This is a genomic window from Streptomyces sp. NPDC026377, assembly GCF_055567715.1.
This window is the reverse complement of the sequence record NZ_JBVHPV010000007.1, coordinates 327,725-345,916: the sequence shown is the minus strand read 5'-3', so window position 1 is coordinate 345,916 and position 18,192 is coordinate 327,725. Positions and strand designations below refer to the sequence as shown.

Sequence of the window (18,192 nt, the reverse complement as noted above, 5' to 3'; positions counted from 1 at the left end):
TCCCGGGGCGCCCCGCCGGCCCCTGTACGGCCGTGTCGTGACCCCGCCCCCTGCTGGCTCCTGCGCCCCCGCCAGGCAGCCCGGAGGGTACCCATGGCAGCGGGCCGCGGTGCGGTCAGGGCGGCGGGCGGGACCGGTCCTCCGGTTCCGCCCGCCGTCCGCCCAACTTCCGCTTCCCCCGGCGAGGTCAGCGGTACGTGCCGTAGTGCGGCCGGCGCCCGCCGCGGGCGTCGGCGTAGAGTCGGAGGAAGCGCTCGCCGTACAGGGGGCTGTAGGTGATCCGGTGGTAGCGCGGATCGGACTCCGGCACGTCCATGCCGCCGCCGTTGTAGCCGCCGACGTTCCCGATGATCTCGCCGGTCCCCTCGTCCCAGTCGACCTCGGAGAACCACGGCCCGCCCGAGACCCCGCCCCACATCCCGGCGCACTCGACCCGCATCTGCCGGAACCCGGCCAGCCGCCCCGTCCGCGCCGTGCAGCGCACCGGGGTGTCCTGCGGGTTGCGGCCCACCCGGGGATAGCCGAGCATCGTCACGTCCTGGCGGTAGCCGGGCGTCCGGGCCAGGCGGTTGGCGCCCACCACGTCCTGGGCGTCCTTGCCCCCGGGAGAGAGGGCGAGGCGGCCGAAGGAGTAATCCAGGTCCGAGACGGCCTCCTTGCTGTTGCGGACGTACTGGTCGTCCACGTACCAGTCGGTGACCCGGTAGAAGCCGTACGGCTGGTCGCCGAGGCCGACGCGCGGCCGGTATCCCGGCATGAACACGGCCCGCCCGCCCGCGCAGTGACCCGCCGTCAGAATGAGACTGCGTCCGGAGCTCTCCACCACGCTCGCCGAACACCGGTGCGCGCGCAGCTCGCCGGTGGTCGGGTCCGGGCCCGTGGAGGTGAACAGGACGCCGACGGAGGCGATCCCGGGGAAGTGCTCGGCGCTCGGCATCCCGGGCACGGCGGCCGGCGGCCCGGGCGTACCGGCGGGGCCGCCGTGCGGGCGGGGGCGCCGCCCGGGGTCGGTGGCGGAGGCGATGCGCCCCGGGGTCCAGAAGCCGAGGACGTCACTGTCCGACCAGCCCCCGGCGTCGAGGGCCGCCTCCTCCCCCGTACGGTCCGTCCCGGGTGCGTGCGCCGCGCCGGCGGGCGCCCCGCCGGTCAGCAGGAGCGCCCCCGAGGCGGCGGCGGCGAGTCCCAGCCGCAGCACCGGCCGTCGCGCGGTGCGCCGCGGCGGTCGCCGTTCGAAGAGAGTCATGGGCGGCATTCTGCCCGAATCGTCCCCTTATGTTGGCGAGGCTCAACGGCGGGCGCCGCGCCGCTCGAACGCCCGCCAGTCCGTCTCCAGGCGCCACTGGAGCGCGGCCTTGGCGCTGGCGGCCAGGAACGCGCGGCAGCCGGCGCCGGGCCGGTGGTCCGGGTCGGGGGTGTCGTGGCGGCAGGGCGCGGCGAAGGCGTCGTACCGGTCCTGCTCCCTCCACAGGTTCGCCCCTTCGACGAAGGCGTGGTCCAGCGAGGCACGCGCGGAGGCGCGCAACTCCTCGATGCCCAGGCCCTGGTCGCTGACGCCGAGCCGGTAGACGTCGGTGAGGCCGCTGCCGCTGACACCCGGGTCGTCGGTGGCCAGGGCGAACGGCACCCCGGCGTCCAGATAGGTGCGCAGGGGGTGGCGGTCGCCGGTGACCCGCAGGATCTGGGCGTGGCTGATGAGCGGGGCCTCCACGAGGACGTGCCGCGCGCGCATCCTGGCGGCCAGCGCCCGGTGGCCGCGCTCGTGGAGGAGATCGACGCCGTGTCCGACGCGGTCGGCACCCGCCAGGTCGACGGCCTGGGCGATGTGGAAGGCGAGGTCGCGTTCGCGTACCCCGTCCAGACCCGCGACCAGCTCACCGGCGTGCAGGCTGACGTGGACGGACGGGGAGCGGGACTTCAGGAAGCCGGTCATCCTCATGTGCAGGGTGTAGTCCCGCAGGGCGACGGGGGCGTCCTCGGGCTGGACCAGGTTGACGCCGACGACCCGGCCGAGCCCCCGGTGGGCGAGGGCGAAGCCGAGGATCTCCTGGGCGAACACATGGCGGGCGGGCTGGGCGCGGCCGACCTGGTAGTCGAAGCGGACGACGACGGAACAGGCGGGCGGCGCGGACGTTTGACCGCAGCCGAGGAGGCGGCGGTAGCGGGCGAAGGTCCGGTCGTACTCCGCCCCGGCCTGCCGGACGATCTCCTGGAAGCGCCGGTCGCGGGTGAGGGCGCGGTGGAACCCCGCGAGACCGGCCGGGCCGGGGTCCGCCGGGTGCACCCGGTCGACCAGGCGGCGCAGCGGCTCGGCGGCGACCGTCACCAGCGTCTCCACATAGGCGGTGTGCTCCCGGGCGGCGGCCCGGGCCACCTCCGCCAGCATGTCCGCGTCATGGCCCGCCTCGGCCTCGGCGAACTTGCCGAAGGTGGCGAAGAAGTGGTCGTGGCCGGGCCTCGGGTCCCCGTCGGGCGGCAGGACGAAGCCGCGCATCGACCAGGCCCGGACGACCTCGCCGCGGAACGGTCCGGGGCGGGTGGCGTCCCGGGCGGGCCGCCGGCCCGGGGCGCACGGCTCCGGCCCCGGGGTCACGACGTACGTGGCGGTGTCGACGCACTTGCGGTCGCGGGCGGCGTAGGCGAGGAGCGACTCCGCGGGGACGGCTCCGCCGAGGTGGTGGTGGAGGTCGCCGCCCTTGGGCAGCTCGCGCAGGAGGGAGGCGAGATCCCCGGTCCCGCGAACGGCACGCGCCAACCGCTCCCCGCCCAGACGCTGTTCGTCCCGGCCCGGCCCCTGCCCGGCCGCACGCCGGTCACCCCGGCTCGGGAACTCCCCCAGCGCCCGCCCGTCGCCCCCGCCCGGACTCTCCCCCCGGTCGGCGGCGACCAGCGGGGTTGCCTCGAACGCGGCGGCGGTCACCGGGGGCGTCCCGGCCGCCGCGGCCGCCAGGCCCAGCACCGCCGTCGCGGCCCACACCCGCCACCGCCGCCGCGTGCGGCATCTCTTCGTCATGCCCTGTCCCTCTCCTGGCTCCGCCCCCCATACTCACGGGCACGGAACCGCATGCGTCCGACGCGCGCGCGGCGGGCCCCCCGAGTGGCCGACACGCGGGGGTCGTCCGGGGCCGGGGAGCTCGGCAGTGGCTACCGTGATCCGCGACTCCCGCCGAACGCCCGGAGGGAGCGGGCCCGTACGCGCGGTCCGTCCCGGCTTCGGCCGCGCCCTCCTCGTACACCATCCACGCCCACCCGGAGGCACCCGTGAAGATGCTGATCAACGTGGCCGAGACGGTCGTGGCGGACGCGCTGCGCGGGATGGCCGCCGCGCATCCCGAGCTGACCGTCGACGTGGAGAACCGGGTGATCGTGCGGCGGGACGCGCCGTTCGCCGGAAAGGTGGGGCTGGTGTCCGGGGGCGGTTCGGGGCACGAGCCGCTGCACGGCGGGTTCGTGGGGCGCGGGATGCTCTCCGCCGCCTGTCCCGGCGAGGTGTTCACCTCGCCCGTGCCGGACCAGATGGTACGGGCCGCGGCCGCCGTGGACAGCGGGGCCGGGGTGCTGTTCGTCGTCAAGAACTACACCGGTGACGTGCTCAACTTCGACATGGCCGTGGAGCTCGCCGAGGACGAGGGCGTGACGATCGCCAGGGTGCTCGTCGACGACGACGTCGCCGTGACCGACAGCCTCTACACCGCCGGGCGGCGCGGCACCGGGGCCACCCTCTTCGTGGAGAAGATCGCGGGTGCCGCCGCCGAGGAGGGCGCGCCGCTGGAGCGGGTCGAGGCGATCGCCCGCCGGGTGAACGCGAGTTCGCGCAGCTTCGGCGTCGCGCTCGGCGCCTGCACCACGCCCGCCAAGGGCGGCCCCACCTTCGACCTGCCGCCCGGTGAGCTGGAGCTCGGCGTCGGCATCCACGGTGAGCCGGGGCGCGAGCGGCGGCCCATGATGACCTCCGGGGAGATCGCGGACTTCGCCGTGGACGCGGTCCTGGCGGACCTGGAGCCGTCCAGCCCCGTCCTGCTGCTCGTCAACGGCATGGGGGCGACACCGCTCCTGGAGCTGTACGGGTTCACCGCCGAGGTGCACCGGGTCCTGGCCGAGCGGCGCGTCCCGGTGGCGCGCACGCTCGTCGGCGACTACGTGACCTCGCTCGACATGGCGGGCGCCTCGGTGACGCTGTGCCAGGCCGACGAGGAGCTGCTGCGGCTGTGGGACGCGCCCGTGAACACGCCCGCGCTGCGGTGGGGCTGCTGACCCGGACCGCTCCCCCGGCCGTATCCCGTCCGTACCCCGAAGGAGTCGCTCGTGCTCGACGCCGCTTTCTTCCGCCGCTGGATGACCGTGACGGCCTCGGCCGTGGACCGCCAGGCGGCACGGCTGACCGAACTGGACTCGGCCATCGGCGACGCCGACCACGGCGCCAACCTCCGGCGCGGATTCACCGCCGTGACCGCCGTCCTGGAGAAGGAGGCCCCGGACACCCCGGGCGCCGTACTCGCCCTCGCCGGGCGGCAGCTGATCTCGGCCGTGGGCGGCGCCTCCGGACCGCTGTACGGGACGCTGCTGCGCCGCACCGGCAAGGCGCTCGGCGACCGGGCCGAGGTGAGCCGGGAGGAGTTCGCGGTGGCGCTGGGCGAGGGCGTGGCGGCGGTGGCCCAGCTGGGCGGAGCGGCGGCCGGGGACAAGACGATGCTGGACGCGCTGCTCCCGGCCGTCGAGGCGCTCGGGGAGTCGTTCGCCGCGGCGGGGGCGGCGGCCCGGGACGGGGCGCTGGCGACCGTACCGCTGCGGGCCCGCAAGGGCAGGGCCAGCTATCTGGGCGAGCGCTCGGTGGGGCACCAGGACCCGGGCGCGACCTCGGCCGCGCTGCTCGTCGGAGCGCTCGAGGAGGCCGCCGCGTGAGCGCGGGCGGAGCCGTCGGCGGGCCCGGCCGGACGGGCGCGGCCGCGGGGTTCGTCGGGGTCGTGCTCGTCTCGCACAGCGCGGAGGTCGCCGAGGCCGTCGCGGCGCTGGCGACCGGGCTCGCGGGCGGCGGCGGGACCGCTCCGGTCGCGGCGGCGGGCGGCACCCCCGACGGCGGTCTCGGCACCAGTTCGGAGCTGATCGCCGGGGCGGCGGCGGCCGTCGACGGGGGCGCGGGCGTGGCGGTCCTGGTGGACCTGGGCAGCGCGGTGCTCACCGTGAAGGCGCTGCTGGCCGAGGACGAGCTGCCGCCCGGGACGCGGCTGGTCGACGCGCCCTTCGTGGAGGGCGCGGTGGCGGCCGTCGTCAGCGCCTCGGCCGGGGCGCCGCTGGACGCGGTGGAGGCGGCGGCCTCGGAGGCGTACGGCTACCGGAAGGTGTGAACCGCGCCACGTGGGCGAGGGCCCGGCGGAACGCTCCCGCCGGGCCCTGGCGCGCGGAGCGCCGGACCGGCCGTCCTGCGGCACCCCTCCTTTATGCAACTTGTTGCACAACACGTACCCGGTGCTCTACAACTGGAGGCGACGACACCGCCGTACCCGGAGGCCCCCCGATGAGCGACTACCCCCACCTGCTGAGCCCCCTCGACCTGGGCTTCACCACGCTGCCCAACCGGGTGCTGATGGGGTCCATGCACATCGGACTCGAAGAGGCCGAGAACGGGTTCGAGCGGATGGCGGCGTTCTACGCCGAGCGGGCACGCGGCGGGGTCGGCCTCATGGTCACCGGCGGCATCTCCCCCAACGACGCGGGCCGCCCCTACGAGGGCGGCGCCAAGCTCACCACCGAGGCGGAGGCCGCCCAGCACCGCACGGTCACCGACGCCGTGCACGCGGCGGGCGGGCGGATCGCGATGCAGATCCTGCACTTCGGCCGGTACGCCTACCACCAGGACCTGGTGGCGCCGAGCGCGCTCCAGGCCCCCATCAGCCCCTTCGTGCCGCACGCCCTCACCGACGAGGAGGTCGAGCGGACCGTCGAGGACTTCGTGCGCGCGGCCGGACTGGCGAAGTCGGCCGGGTACGACGGCGTCGAGATCATGGGCTCCGAGGGCTATCTGATCAACGAGTTCGTCGCGGGCGCGGTGAACCGGCGCACCGACCGCTGGGGCGGCTCCTACGAGAACCGGATGCGCTTCCCCGTCGAGATCGTCCGCCGCACCCGCGAGCGCGTCGGCGCGGACTTCATCATCATCTACCGGCTCTCCATGCTGGACCTGGTGCCCGGCGGCTCCACCCTGGAGGAGGTCGTCACGCTGGCGCGGGCGATCGAGGCGGCCGGGGCGACCCTGATCAACACCGGCATCGGCTGGCACGAGGCCCGTATCCCCACCATCGCCACCTCGGTGCCGCGCGGCGCGTACACCTGGGTGACCAAGAAGCTGATGGGGTCCGTCTCCATCCCGCTGATCACCAGCAACCGCATCAACACCCCCGAGGTGGCCGAGCGGCTGCTCGCCGAGGGCCGGGCGGACATGGTGTCGATGGCGCGGCCGTTCCTCGCCGACCCCGAGTTCGTCGCCAAGGCGGCCGCGGGAAGCCCGGAGACCATCAACACCTGCATCGGCTGCAACCAGGCCTGCCTGGACCACACCTTCAGCGGGAAGATCACCTCCTGCCTGGTCAACCCGCGCGCCTGTCACGAGACCGAGCTGGTCCTCTCCCCCACCCGGCGGCGCAAGAGCCTCGCCGTGGTGGGCGCGGGCCCGGCCGGGCTGGCCTGCGCGGTCTCGGCGGCCGAGCGCGGCCACGCGGTCACGCTCTTCGACAGCGCGGCCGAGATCGGCGGCCAGCTGAACATCGCCAAGCGCGTCCCCGGCAAGGAGGAGTTCCACGAGACGCTGCGCTACTACCGTACGCAGCTCGAACTGCGCGGCGTGGACGTCCGGTTGAACACCACCGCGACCGTGGAGGAGCTCACCGCGGGCGGCTACGACGAGGTCGTCGTCGCCACCGGTGTGACGCCCCGCACCCCGCAGATCCCCGGATCCGACCACCCCAGCGTCGTCACCTACCTCGATGTGCTGCGCGACGGCGCGCCGGTCGGCGAGCGGGTGGCGATCGTCGGCGCGGGCGGCATCGGCTTCGACGTCGCCGAGTACCTCACCGACGGCGGGGACGCGGCGAGCCTGGATCCCGAGACGTACTTCCGGCAGTGGGGCGTCGACACCTCCTACGGCGAGCGCGGCGGACTGCGCGCGCCCGAGCGGCCCAAGCCCCCGCGCGCGGTGCACCTGCTCCAGCGCAAGACCTCCAAGGTCGGCGCGGGCCTCGGCAAGACCACGGGGTGGATCCACCGCACCGAGCTCAAGCACCGGGGCGTGACGATGGTGCCGGGCGTCGGCTACGACCGGATCGACGACGCCGGGCTGCACATCACCGTCGACGGCGCCTCCACCGTGCTGCCGGTGGACACCGTGGTCCTGTGCGCGGGCCAGGAACCGCGCCGCGACCTGTACGAGGAGCTGACGGCTGCCGGTGCCACCGCGCACCTGATCGGCGGCGCGGACGTGGCCGCCGAGCTGGACGCCAAGCGCGCCATCGACCAGGGCACCCGGCTGGCGGCGTCCCTGTGACGACCGCGCTCGGCGCGGCCGGCCCCGGGGAACCTACGATGCGCTCATGTCCCTCCCGCACGCGATCCTGACCGCTCTGCTCGAAAAGACGTCGTCGGGGCTTGAGCTGACCCGCCGGTTCGACAAGTCGTTCGGCTTCTTCTGGTCCGCGACGCACCAGCAGATCTACCGCGAGCTGGGCAAGCTGGAGCAGTCCGGATTCATCCGCGCGCTGCCGTCCCGGGCCCCGGCGCGCGGCCAGAAGAAGGAGTACGAGGTGCTGCCCGCGGGCCGTGCGGAGCTGGCGGCGTGGGCCGCCGCCGGGCAGGACCCGCGTGCCATGCGGGACCCGCTGCTGCTGCGGGTGCGGGCGGCGGCGGTGGTCGGCACCGAGGGCCTGCCCGCCGAGCTGCGCCGCCATCTGGGCCTGCACGAGAAGCAGTTGGAGCTGTACGAGTCGATCGAGCGGCGGGACTTCCCACCGGACCGCGACAGCGAGCAGGACCGGCTGCGCCACCTGGTGCTGCGCGGCGGCATCGAACTGGAGACGTTCTGGATCCGGTGGCTGACACAGGCGCTGGAGACGGTGGACGGGGAGGAGTGAGGCGTTCTCCTCACCCGGGCGCGGGGAGGGCGCGGCCGCGTGACGCGGGGCATCGCCCGCTGGCGTTGTATTATGCAACTAGCCAGTGAGAGGACCAGCCGTGCCCAGCCGAGACCAGTCGGTCACCACCATCCAGCGGGAGCTGACCGCCTTCGCCCGCCGTGCGCGGGCCGCCGCCGCGCGGATGCACCCGGAGCTGTCGCTGGTCTCCTTCACGCTGCTGTCCCATCTGGAGGACCAGCAGGGGTGCCGCGCGACCGACCTCGCCGCGTACTACATGCTCGACAAGTCGACGATCAGCCGGCAGATCGCGGCCCTGGAGAAGCTGGGGTTCATCGAGCGCCGCAGCGACCCCGCCGACCACCGCATCCAGCTGCTGCACCTGACCTCCGCGGGCACCGAGAAGCTCGCCGAGGCGGCGGTGCTGCGCCGGCACGCCTTCCACGAGCGCCTCGCGGACTGGGACGAGGCCGACCTCGAACGGTTTGCCGCCTACCTTCTGCGCTACAACGGCACGGGGCGGGACGGCGGTTGACGCCCCCGGGCTAACGGGCGCCGCCGCCCGGGGTGACGAGCCCCGACTCGTACGCGAGCACCACCGCCTGCGCCCGGCTGGCCAGGTCCAGTTTGCTCATGGCCCGGTTCAGATGGGTCTTCACCGTCGCCTCGCTGATGAAGAGGTGGCCGGAGATCTCCTGGTTCGACAGCCCGCGCCCGGTCAGCTTCAGGACCTCGGTCTCCCGGGCGGTGAGCGCCGCCAGGTCCGCCGAGAGCCGCGGGGCGCGCTCGGCGGGCCGCGCGAAGGCCTCCACCAGGCGCCGGGTGACGCTCGGCGCGAAGAGCATGTCGCCGCCGGCGACCACCGCGACCGCGTTGAGCAGCCGCTCCGGTCCCGCGTCCTTGAGCAGGAACCCCGAGGCACCGGCGCGGAGCGCGGCGTACACGTACTCGTCGAGGTCGAAGGTGGTGAGGATCAGGATGCGCGGCGCGGGGTCCCCGGCGTCCGCGAGGATCCGCTCGGTGGCGGTGATGCCGTTCGTCCCCGGCATCCGGATGTCCATCAGGATCACGTCCGGCCGGGTCCGCGCCGCCTCGGCGACCGCCTCCTCGCCGTCGCTCGCCTCGCCGACCACGTCGATGCCCGCCGCCCGCAGCAGCGCGACCAGACCGGCCCGCACGAGGAACTGGTCGTCGACCACGAGTGCCCTGGTCATGAAGTCGCGTCTTCCCCCTGTGTCGTGCGGCGCCGGTCAGGCGGTCGGCCGGGCCGAGGTCGGCAGCAGCAGCCGGACCTCGAAGCCCCCCTCGCGCCGCGGGCCGGTGGTGACCGTGCCGCCGTAGAGCTTGGCCCGTTCCCGCATTCCGATCAACCCGTGTCCCCCGCCCGTCCGGTTCACGGCCGGATCCGCTCCCGTACCGTCGTTCACGACGGCGAGGGCGACATGGTTCCGTTCGTAGCCAACTTCCACGCTCGTGGCGGCGCCCGGCGCGTGTTTCAGGACGTTGGTCAGCGCCTCCTGCGCCACCCGGTACGCGCACAGGTCGACGCCGGGTGCGAGCGTGCGCACCTGTCCCCGCACCCGCAGCTCGACGGGCAGACCCCCGGCCCGCAGCCGCTCCACCATGTCCGGCAGCCGCGCGAGACCGGGCATCGGGGCCGACGGCTCGTCGTCGAGGTCCTCGGCGCGCAGGACGTGCAGCATGCGCCGCAGCTCCTCCAGCGCCTCCTGGCTGGTGGCCGAGATGGTGCCCAGCGCGGTGTGCGCGGTGGCCGGGTCGGAGGTGAAGACGAACCGGGCCAGGCCCGACTGGACCGATATCACCGACATGTGGTGGGCGATGATGTCGTGCAACTCCCGTGCGATACGGCCCCGTTCCTCCGCGACCTCCCGTCTGGCCCGGGCCTCCTGCTCCCGGGCGAGCTGTTCGGCGAGCCGGGTGGAGCGGCGCGCCACCCGGCCGAACCGCCAGATCACGGCCGGTACGGCGATCGCCTGCACGGCCACGGAGGGGATCGAGCCGCCGCCGACGCGGAACCCGGCGAACAGCCAGACGGCGCCCAGGAGCGCGGCGCAGCCCGCGGATATCCGGGCGGGGCGGGTGGCGGCGACCGTGTAGCAGGCGATCATGCCGCCGTAGCTCCCCACGACCGGCCAGTTCCCCAGGGCGATGTAGAGGGTCCAGGTGGCGATGACAAAGAGGCAGACCCCGACGGGCGCCCTGGAGCGGAACGCGCACGCCATGTTGACCACCACGGCCAGCCCGTATCCGGCCAGGTCGAGCGGGGGCTGCCCCTGGCTGGAAGCCTCCCGTCCCAGCAGCACGGCGACACACGTCTGTGCCAGCGCGACGAACACGTCGGCGGCCACGGGGCGGATCCGCATGACCGCAGCCTAGGCGCAGGTCACAGGCGTGGCGTCAACCGGTCGCGGTGCACGGACTACTACGGGGGTTGTAGCCGGACCCGCTCCCTCCGCGAGGATGCGAAACCCGTTTGCCACCGGATGCGGGTGCTGTTGGAGTGGGCATATGGACACTGCGGAAGTGCTGGCCCTGTTCGACCGGCGGATGCGCGAGGGCTCCCCGCCCGACGGCCCCGGCGCCGAGGTCGAGCGCGTGGGCCGGGTGGTGCGTCAGGTGGGGCCGGATCCCGTCTGGAACGGGATCCTCTGGTCGGACCTCGACGAGGAGTGCGCGGAGCGCGAGATCGCCGGGCAGGTACGGCACTTCACCGCCCTGGAGCGCGAGTTCGAGTGGAAGCTGTACGCCCATGACACCCCGGGCGACCTCGGTGAACGCCTCCTCGCGGCCGGGTTCACGCCCGAGCCCGCCGAGGCCCTGATGGTGGCCGAGGCCGGGGACCAGCTCCACGACGTGACCCTGCCCGAAGGGGTGGAGCTGGTGCCGGTGACGGACGCGGCGGGAGTCGCGCTGATGGCGCTCGTGCACGAGCGGGCGTTCGGCGGCGACGCCTCCAGGCTCGCCAGGCGCATGGAACTCCAGCTCGCCGAGGCCCCCGAGACGCTGGTCGCGGTGGTGGCGCTGGCGGACGGGGTGCCGGTGTCCGCGGCCCGGATGGAGCTGATCCCGGGGACGCCCTTCGCGGGCCTGTGGGGCGGCGGCACCGCCGAGGCGTGGCGGGGCAAGGGCATCTACCGGGCCCTGGTCGCCCACCGCGCCCGCGTCGCCGTGGAGCGCGGCTACCGCTTCCTCCAGGTCGACGCCTCCGACCGGAGCGAGCCGATCCTGCGCCGGCTGGGCTTCGCCCGGCTGAGCACCACCACCCCGTACGTCCACCGGGGCGCGCCCTCTCGCCGGGGGCCCGGCCGACCCGCACACTGAGGGCCATGGCCGTGAAACGCAGCGCGGGACTCCTCCTCTACCGGACCGTACCGGCCGGCGTCGAAGTGCTGATCGGGCACATGGGCGGCCCGTTCTGGGCCGGCCGGGACGAGGCCGCCTGGTCGATCCCCAAGGGCGAGTACGACCCGGAGGAGCTGCCCCAGGCGGCGGCCCGGCGGGAGTTCGAGGAGGAGCTGGGCCTGCCCGCCCCCGAAGGCACCCAGGTGCCGCTCGGCGAGGCGCGGCAGGCGGGCGGCAAGGTGGTGGCGGTCTGGGCGGTCGAGGGCGACCTCGACCTGGCCGGTGTCGTGCCCGGCACCTTCACCATGGAGTGGCCCCGGGGCTCGGGCGTGCACCAGGAGTTCCCCGAGATGGACCGGTTCGCCTGGCTCGCGCCCGAGGAGGCGTCCGCCCGGCTGGTGGCGGGGCAGCGGGTCTTCCTCGACCGGCTGGCCGCGCACCTGGACGGGGCCGGGCGGACCTGACGGTTCAGGCCGCGCGCGGGGCGCGGCCCAGGTGGTCCGCGATGATCTGCGCGTAATGGCGTCCGCTGCCCTTGACCGTGCGCTTCTGGGTCGCGTAATCGACGTGTACCAGGCCGAACCGCTTGTCGTAGCCGTACGCCCACTCGAAGTTGTCCAGCAGCGACCAGGCGTAGTACCCGGCGAGCGGGGCGCCACGGCGGGCGGCGCGGGCGCAGGCGGCCAGGTGCTCGCGCAGGTACCGCACGCGTTCGGGGTCGTGGACGGTGCCGTCGGGAGTCACGGCGTCGGGGTAGGCCGAGCCGTTCTCGGTGACGTGCAGGCGCCGGGCCCCGTAGTCGTCGGTCAGCCGCATCAGCAGGGCCTCGATGCCGCTCGCGTCGATCTCCCAGCCCATACCGGTGCGCGGCAGCCACGGGCGCGGGACCTGGCGGGCGAAGGGCAGGGGCCCGTGCGGGTCGTCGGCGACGCGCACCCCGAAGTAGTAGTTCAGGCCCAGCCAGTCCAGCGGCTCGGCGATGGCGTCGAGGTCGCCGGGGCGCTCGGGCAGGTCGACCCCGTACACCTCCCTCATGTCGGCGGGGAAGCCCCGGCCGTGCACCGGGTCCAGCCACCAGCGGTTGACGTGGCCGTCCATCCGGCGGGTGGCGGCGAGGTCGGCCTCGGACGCGGAGTCGGGCTCGACGGTCGAGAGGTTGTTGACGATGCCGACCTGGGCGCCGGGGGCGGTGGCGCGCAGCGCCCGGGTGGCCAGGCCGTGGCCGAGCAGCAGGTGGTAGGAGGCACGGACGGCTGCCGCGATGTCGGTCAGGCCCGGCGCCATCCGCCCTTCGAGGTGGCCGATCCAGGCCGAGCACAGCGGCTCGTTGAGGGTGGACCACAGCGGGACGCGGTCGCCCAGCTCACGGGCCGCGACCGACGCGTACGCGGCGAAGTGCTCGGCGGTCTCCCGCACGGGCCAGCCGCCGCGGTCCTGGAGGGCCTGGGGCAGGTCCCAGTGGTAGAGCGTGGCGTTGGGGGTGATCCCGGCCTCCAGGAGGGCGTCGACCAGGCGGGAGTAGAAGTCCAGTCCCGCCCGGTTGACCGGTCCGTCGCCGCCGGGCAGGATGCGCGGCCACGCGAGCGAGAAGCGGTACGAGGTGACGCCGAGCTCCTTCATCAGCGCGATGTCCTCCCGCCACCGGTGGTAGTGGTCGCAGGCGGTGTCGCCGTGGTCGCCGCCGTCGATCTTCCCGGGGGTGTGGGAGAAGGTGTCCCAGATCGAGGGGGCTCGGCCGTCCTCGGCCACCGCCCCCTCGATCTGGTACGCGGAGGTGGCCACGCCCCAGGCGAAGTCCTCCGGCAGGGCGGCGAGGTCGATGGGCTCGGTCACGAAAGTCCTTTCGGGCAGGCGGGATTGACGGCTCGTCACTTCACGGCTCCGGCGGTGAGCCCGGCCACGAGATAGCGCTGGAGCAGCAGGAAGGCGGCGACCACCGGCACGCTGACCACCAGCGAGGCGGCCATGACCTGGTTCCAGTACACGTCGTTCTGGGTGGCGTAGCCCTGGAGGCCCACGGCGAGGGTGCGGGTGGTGTCGTTCGTCATCACGGAGGCGAACAGGACCTCGCCCCACGCCGTCATGAACGCGTACACCGCGACCGCAACGATGCCGGGAACCGCCGCCGGGACCACCACGCGCAGCAGCGCGCCCAGCGGCCCGCAGCCGTCGACCATCGCCGCCTCGTCGAGGTCGCGCGGCACGGAGTCGAGGTAGCCGATGAGCATCCAGATGGAGAAGGGCAGCGAGAAGGTGAGATAGGTGAGGATCAGTCCGCCGCGCGAGCCGTAGAGGGCGACACCGGTGGCGTTGCCGACGTTGACGAAGATCAGGAACAGCGGCAGCAGGAAGAGGATGCCGGGGAACATCTGCGTGGACAGCACGGTCACGGTGAACACCCGCTTGCCGCGGAAGCGGTAGCGGCTCACCGCGTACGCCGCGAGGACCGCGACGACGACGGACAGGACGGTCGCCGCGCCCGCCACGATCAGCGAGTTCACGAAGTACCTGGCGAGCGGGACGGTCTTCCAGATGTCGAGGTAGGGGCGGACGGTGAGGCCGCTGGGCAGCCAGCGGAACCGTCCCGACACGTCCTGCAGCGGCTTGAGGGAACTGCTGGCCATCACATAGACGGGCAGCAGCACGAATCCGGTGAGCAGGGTGAGGAAGACCCGGCGGGCCAGGACGAAGGAGCGGGGCACGGCGGTGGGGCCGGCGCTAGACATCGGCGGACTTCCTTCCCCGGGAGGTCAGCAGGAGGTAGACGGCCGTCACCGCGAGCAGGAAGAGCAGCAGCAGGACCGACATCGCGGCGCCGGTGCCGAAGTTCCAGGTGACGAACGAGGACTGGTAGATGTGGATGGAGATGAGGTCCGCGGCCTTCGGCGCCGAGCGTCCGAACAGGACGTACGGCGTGTTGAAGTCGTTGAACGTCCACAGGAACAGCACCAGCACGAGGACCTGGTTGACCGGCCGGAGCGAGGGCAGGGTGATCCGGCGGATCCGCTGCCACATCCCGGCGCCGTCGATGGCGGCGGCCTCGTACAGCTCCCGCGGGATGTTCTGCAGCCCGGCCGTGACGATGAGGAAGGCGAACGGCCAGCCCTTCCAGACCGAGACGGTCAGCAGGGCGACGAAGCTGTTGTCGCCGATCAGCCAGAAGGAGCGCTCGCCGCCGAGTCCGAGCTGGTCGTACAGGACGTGGTTGACCAGCCCGTTGTCGCGCTGGAACATGAACGCCCAGGTGATGACCGCCGCGTAGACCGGCAGGGCGTAGGGGACGAGGAAGAGGGCCCGCAGCAGGCCACGGCCGCGGAAGCCGTCCTGCATGAAGATCGCCGCGGCCGTGCCGAGCAGCCAGCACAGCGCCACCGAGGCCACCGTGAACAGGCAGGTGGTGACGAAGGAGTCGAGCAGGTCGCGGCCGACCGGCGCGGAGAAGTCGACGGAGATCCCGTAGTTGTCGAATCCGGTCCAGGGCGCGGTGGACCAGTCGCGGATGTAGAACTGGGTGAGCGTCTTGAAGCTCATCACCGCGCCGATGACCATCGGCACCAGATGGACGAGGAGTTCGAGGGCGAGGGCCGGGAGCAGGAGCAGATACGGCAGGCTCGCCCGGCGGACGCGGCCGGGGGCGCGAAAGCCGCGTCGGCCCCGGGCGGGCGACGGCCGTCCGCCGCGCTCCGGCCGCGCCTGCGCGTCGACGGCGAGGGGCGCGGGGGTGGGCGGGGTCACGGGGGCGCTCACTTGGGCATCTGCTGCTGGGCCTTGGCCAGGGCCGCCCTCACGGACTCGGTGGTGACCGCGCGGCCGGCCGCCGCGTCGGCCCACAGGCCCTTGACGGCGGTGCCCACGGCCGTCTCGAACTGGGACTCCTCGGGGACCTGCGGCAGCGGTGCGGCGCTCTTGAGCAGGGTGTCCTTGAGGACGGAGGTGTCGGGGGCGCCGAAGGCGGGGTCCTGCTGGGCGGCCTTGACCGGCGGGATCGAGCCGTACGTCCTGTTGAGGATCTTCTGTTCCTCGTCGCTGGTCATGAACTTCACGAAGTTCAGGGCGCCGTCGCGGTTGCGGGTGTTCTTGAAGACGGAGATGTTGATGCCCGCGACCATCGAGTTGATGTTCCTGGCGGTGTCCGGCGTCCCGGCCGGGACGGGCACCGGTGCCACGCCCCACTGTTCGGGCTTCATTCCCTGGGCGGCGAAGGTGGAGGCGGCGGCCTGCCACAGCACCATGGCGGTCCTGCCGGTGGAGAAGTCGCGCAGCGACTGGTTCTGGGCGTACTCCGCGTTGCCCGGTGCGACGATCTTGTCCTTGGCCATGAAGTCGACGTACTGCTTGACCGCGGCCACCGCGCCGTCCGAGGTGAAGGCGGGTCTGCCGGCCGCGTCGAAGAAGTCGGCGCCGTGCTGCTTGCCCAGGGCGAACACCTGGTGGATGTTGTTGGAGAGGTTGGAACCCTCGGCGCCCAGCCCCCACTTGCCGTCCCTGGAAAGCCGCTTGCCGTCCGCGACGAGCTCGTCCCAGGTCGCGGGCGGTTTGGCTATGCCCGCGTCGGCGAACATCTTCTTGTTGTAGTAGAGCGCGTACGCCAGCGAGTACAGCGGGACGGCCGCCGGGTCCTTGCCCGGGGCCCCGGCCGCGGCGACCGCGGAGTCCGCGAACCGGGCCCGGCCGCCGATCGCGTCGAACGCCGCCCGGTCCCACGGCAGCAGGGCGCCGGTGGCCTGGAGGGAGGCGGACCAGGTGTTGCCGATGTTGAGCACGTCGGGGCCCTGGCCGGAGGTGGTGGCGGCGAGGATGCGGTTGAGCAGGTCGGACCAGGGGACCACCTCCAGCTTGACCTTGATCCCGCTCCGCTGCTCGAACTTCTTCAGCTCGGCGGTCAGGATCTTCTTGTCCGCCTCGATGCTCGGGCCCTGGTTGGACGCCCAGTACGTCAGGGACTTCGGGGAGTCGTTGCCGCCTCCTCCCGTGTCGGAACCGCCGCCGCAGCCACTCGCGGTGGCGGCGAGAGCGGTGACGGTCGCGAAGGCAGCCGCGGCTCGGAGTCTGCGCATGGCGGGATCGCCCCTTTCCGGGGTTCCAGAGGTGGCCGGGTTCAGGTCCTGAACGGACTCACGCCTTAATTTAGGACGTGAGTTAAGACCCGAGAGAAGGTCGCGTCAAGGCCCCGCGCGACGGTATGTTGCACGCAGGGAGGGAGCCATATGGCCATGCCGAACAGACGAACCGTTCGTGACCTGCGGCGCGACAACCGGACCGCGGTATTGCAACGGTTGTATTTCGACGGCCCCACGAGCCGTCAGGAACTCGGCCCCGCCACGGGCCTGAGTTCGGGGTCCATCAGCAACGTGGTCACCGAACTCGCCGCCGAAGGGCTCCTGGAGGACGCGGGCGTCGTCGACTCCGACGGCGGCCGCCCGCGCACCCTGCTCCGCGTCACCCCCGACAGCGGCCATCTCATCGGCGTGGACGTCGGCGAGACCCGGGTCCGCGTCGAGCTCTTCGACCTGGTGATGAGGGAACTGGCCCGCGCCGAACTGACATTGGCGCCCGGCGGATACGACGTGGACCACATCGTGGGGCTCATCCGCGACGGGGTGGCCGCCGTGCTGCGCGACGCGGCCCTGGCCCCCGAGCGGCTGCTCGGCATCGGCGTCGGGGTCCCGGGCATCGTCGACCGCAGCGGCGCCGAGGGCGCGGTGGTGCACGGGCAGACCGTCGGCTGGGACGCGGTCCCGCTGGAGGCGCTGCTGCGCACCGCGCTCGCGGACCGGCTCCCGCCCGGCTTCCGCCTCTTCGTGGAGAACGGCGCCAAGACGCTCGGCCAGGCCGAGATGTGGTTCGGCGGCGGACGCGGCGCCCAGGACGCGGTGATCGTGCTCTTCGGCTCGGGCGTCGGCGCGTGCATCGTCTCCGACGGGCAGATCTACGGGGGCGCGCACAGCAGCGCCGCCGAGTGGGGCCACACCACCGTCCATGTGCGCGGGCGGCGCTGCCGGTGCGGGTCGCCGGGGTGCCTGGAGGCGTACGCGGGCGCGGAGGCACTGGTCGCCCGCTGGCGCGAGGCGGGCGCGGCCCTGCCGCACGGCATCGAGGAGGAGGCGGCGCTGTCGGCGCTGGTGGCCGCGGCCTACCCGGACGGCGCCGGGGCGGACGCCCGTGCCGGCGGGGAACCGGCGGACGGCGCAGGCCGCTCCCCCGACCCCGTGGCCCGGACCGTCCTCGACGAGACCGCGGAGTACCTGGGCGCCGGGCTCTCCGACCTCATCAACCTCTACAACCCCGAGCGCATCCTCGTCGGCGGCTGGGCGGGACTCCAACTCGGCCCGTACATCCTGGAGTCGGTGCGCGCCCACGCCACCGCGTACGCCCTGCGCCACCCCGCCGAGCGCGTGACCATCGAGCTGGGGCGGCTCGGCCCTGACGCGGTCACCGTGGGCGCCGCCACCCTGCCCCTGGCCGACTTCTTCGCGCGCGGCGGCCACCGCGCGCCGGGCGAGTTGGCGCCCGGCGTCCTCCGGCAGCCCGACTGGCGCGCCTCGGTCGAGGAGCGCGCCGCTCGTTGACGACCGCACCGACGCGGCCGCCGGTGCAACGAGGAAAAGGGCTCACCGGATCGCGGCACGGCACCTCGCCGCGCCACGGGAGTGCGTCCCGTGCGCGGACGACGCCGGGCGATGCCACGGGTACACCCCTTGCGCGGCCGCTG

17 protein-coding genes are annotated in these 18,192 nt (G+C 73.6%); 9 read left to right on the top strand and 8 right to left on the bottom strand.

The annotated features are described in order from the left end of the window. Window positions 1–187 precede the first annotated feature (187 nt). A complete protein-coding gene (locus ACZ4MU_RS17980) occupies window positions 188–1,243 on the bottom strand; it encodes a trypsin-like serine peptidase (RefSeq protein ID WP_467877119.1) in 1,056 nt (351 codons plus the stop codon). 42 nt (window positions 1,244–1,285) lie between these two features. Next, on the bottom strand, window positions 1,286–3,010 hold the full coding sequence (locus tag ACZ4MU_RS17975; RefSeq protein WP_467877117.1) for an adenosine deaminase: 1,725 nt from the start codon (window positions 3,008–3,010) through the stop codon (window positions 1,286–1,288). Between the two features lie 248 nt (window positions 3,011–3,258). Between ACZ4MU_RS17975 and dhaK the strand changes: the two genes are divergently transcribed. The 6 genes from dhaK (at window position 3,259) to ACZ4MU_RS17945 (ending at window position 8,652) form a co-directional block, all read left to right on the top strand. After that, on the top strand, window positions 3,259–4,251 hold the full coding sequence (dhaK, locus tag ACZ4MU_RS17970) for a dihydroxyacetone kinase subunit DhaK (protein WP_467877115.1): 993 nt from the start codon (window positions 3,259–3,261) through the stop codon (window positions 4,249–4,251). 51 nt (window positions 4,252–4,302) lie between these two features. Next, complete coding sequence (gene dhaL, locus ACZ4MU_RS17965) at window positions 4,303–4,899, top strand: dihydroxyacetone kinase subunit DhaL (protein WP_467877112.1); 597 nt, start codon at window positions 4,303–4,305, stop codon at window positions 4,897–4,899. Then, window positions 4,896–5,342 (top strand): PTS-dependent dihydroxyacetone kinase phosphotransferase subunit DhaM, encoded by a 447-nt coding sequence (locus ACZ4MU_RS17960; protein WP_467877109.1) that lies wholly within the window; start codon window positions 4,896–4,898, stop codon window positions 5,340–5,342. Before dhaL ends, ACZ4MU_RS17960 begins: the two co-directional genes overlap by 4 nt. Before the next feature lie 170 nt (window positions 5,343–5,512). Further along, window positions 5,513–7,534 (top strand): NADPH-dependent 2,4-dienoyl-CoA reductase, encoded by a 2,022-nt coding sequence (locus ACZ4MU_RS17955; RefSeq protein WP_467877107.1) that lies wholly within the window; start codon window positions 5,513–5,515, stop codon window positions 7,532–7,534. Between the two features lie 46 nt (window positions 7,535–7,580). Then, a complete protein-coding gene (locus tag ACZ4MU_RS17950; protein WP_467877104.1) occupies window positions 7,581–8,117 on the top strand; it encodes a PadR family transcriptional regulator in 537 nt (178 codons plus the stop codon). A 100-nt stretch (window positions 8,118–8,217) separates the two neighbouring features. After that, window positions 8,218–8,652, top strand: coding sequence for a MarR family winged helix-turn-helix transcriptional regulator (locus tag ACZ4MU_RS17945; protein WP_467877102.1), 435 nt, complete (start codon window positions 8,218–8,220; stop codon window positions 8,650–8,652). A gap of 10 nt (window positions 8,653–8,662) precedes the next feature. On the opposite strand, the gene ACZ4MU_RS17940 is transcribed toward ACZ4MU_RS17945, so the two are convergent. Then, window positions 8,663–9,331 carry a response regulator gene (locus tag ACZ4MU_RS17940; RefSeq protein ID WP_467877099.1) on the bottom strand — a complete coding sequence of 223 codons (669 nt, stop codon included), beginning with the start codon at window positions 9,329–9,331 and terminating at the stop codon, window positions 8,663–8,665. Between the two features lie 36 nt (window positions 9,332–9,367). Continuing rightward, the gene (locus ACZ4MU_RS17935; RefSeq protein WP_467877097.1) at window positions 9,368–10,501 is read right to left on the bottom strand and encodes a sensor histidine kinase; all 1,134 of its coding nucleotides are present in this window, start codon (window positions 10,499–10,501) and stop codon (window positions 9,368–9,370) included. 145 nt (window positions 10,502–10,646) lie between these two features. Here ACZ4MU_RS17935 and ACZ4MU_RS17930 point away from each other — a divergent pair, with 145 nt between their 5' ends. Beyond that, entirely contained in the window at window positions 10,647–11,459 is an 813-nt protein-coding gene (locus ACZ4MU_RS17930) for a GNAT family N-acetyltransferase (RefSeq protein ID WP_467877094.1), read from the top strand. A gap of 5 nt (window positions 11,460–11,464) precedes the next feature. Further along, window positions 11,465–11,944, top strand: a complete 480-nt coding sequence (locus tag ACZ4MU_RS17925) for an NUDIX hydrolase (protein WP_467877092.1) — start codon at window positions 11,465–11,467, stop codon at window positions 11,942–11,944. Between the two features lie 4 nt (window positions 11,945–11,948). Here the strand turns inward: ACZ4MU_RS17925 and ACZ4MU_RS17920 are convergent, their stop codons facing one another. Genes ACZ4MU_RS17920 through ACZ4MU_RS17905 form a run of 4 tightly spaced genes read right to left on the bottom strand, consistent with a single transcriptional unit; the run spans window position 11,949 to window position 16,537 of the window. Next, window positions 11,949–13,313, bottom strand: coding sequence for a GH1 family beta-glucosidase (locus ACZ4MU_RS17920; protein ID WP_467877089.1), 1,365 nt, complete (start codon window positions 13,311–13,313; stop codon window positions 11,949–11,951). A gap of 35 nt (window positions 13,314–13,348) precedes the next feature. Then, window positions 13,349–14,206 (bottom strand): carbohydrate ABC transporter permease, encoded by an 858-nt coding sequence (locus ACZ4MU_RS17915; RefSeq protein WP_467877087.1) that lies wholly within the window; start codon window positions 14,204–14,206, stop codon window positions 13,349–13,351. Beyond that, entirely contained in the window at window positions 14,199–15,227 is a 1,029-nt protein-coding gene (locus tag ACZ4MU_RS17910) for a carbohydrate ABC transporter permease (RefSeq protein ID WP_467877084.1), read from the bottom strand. Before ACZ4MU_RS17910 ends, ACZ4MU_RS17915 begins: the two co-directional genes overlap by 8 nt. Then, entirely contained in the window at window positions 15,224–16,537 is a 1,314-nt protein-coding gene (locus ACZ4MU_RS17905) for an ABC transporter substrate-binding protein (RefSeq protein ID WP_467877081.1), read from the bottom strand. Before ACZ4MU_RS17905 ends, ACZ4MU_RS17910 begins: the two co-directional genes overlap by 4 nt. A 150-nt stretch (window positions 16,538–16,687) precedes the next feature. On the opposite strand from ACZ4MU_RS17905, the gene ACZ4MU_RS17900 reads away from it, so the two are divergent. Beyond that, window positions 16,688–18,049, top strand: a complete 1,362-nt coding sequence (locus tag ACZ4MU_RS17900) for an ROK family transcriptional regulator (protein ID WP_467877078.1) — start codon at window positions 16,688–16,690, stop codon at window positions 18,047–18,049. The last annotated feature ends 143 nt before the right edge of the window (window positions 18,050–18,192 follow it).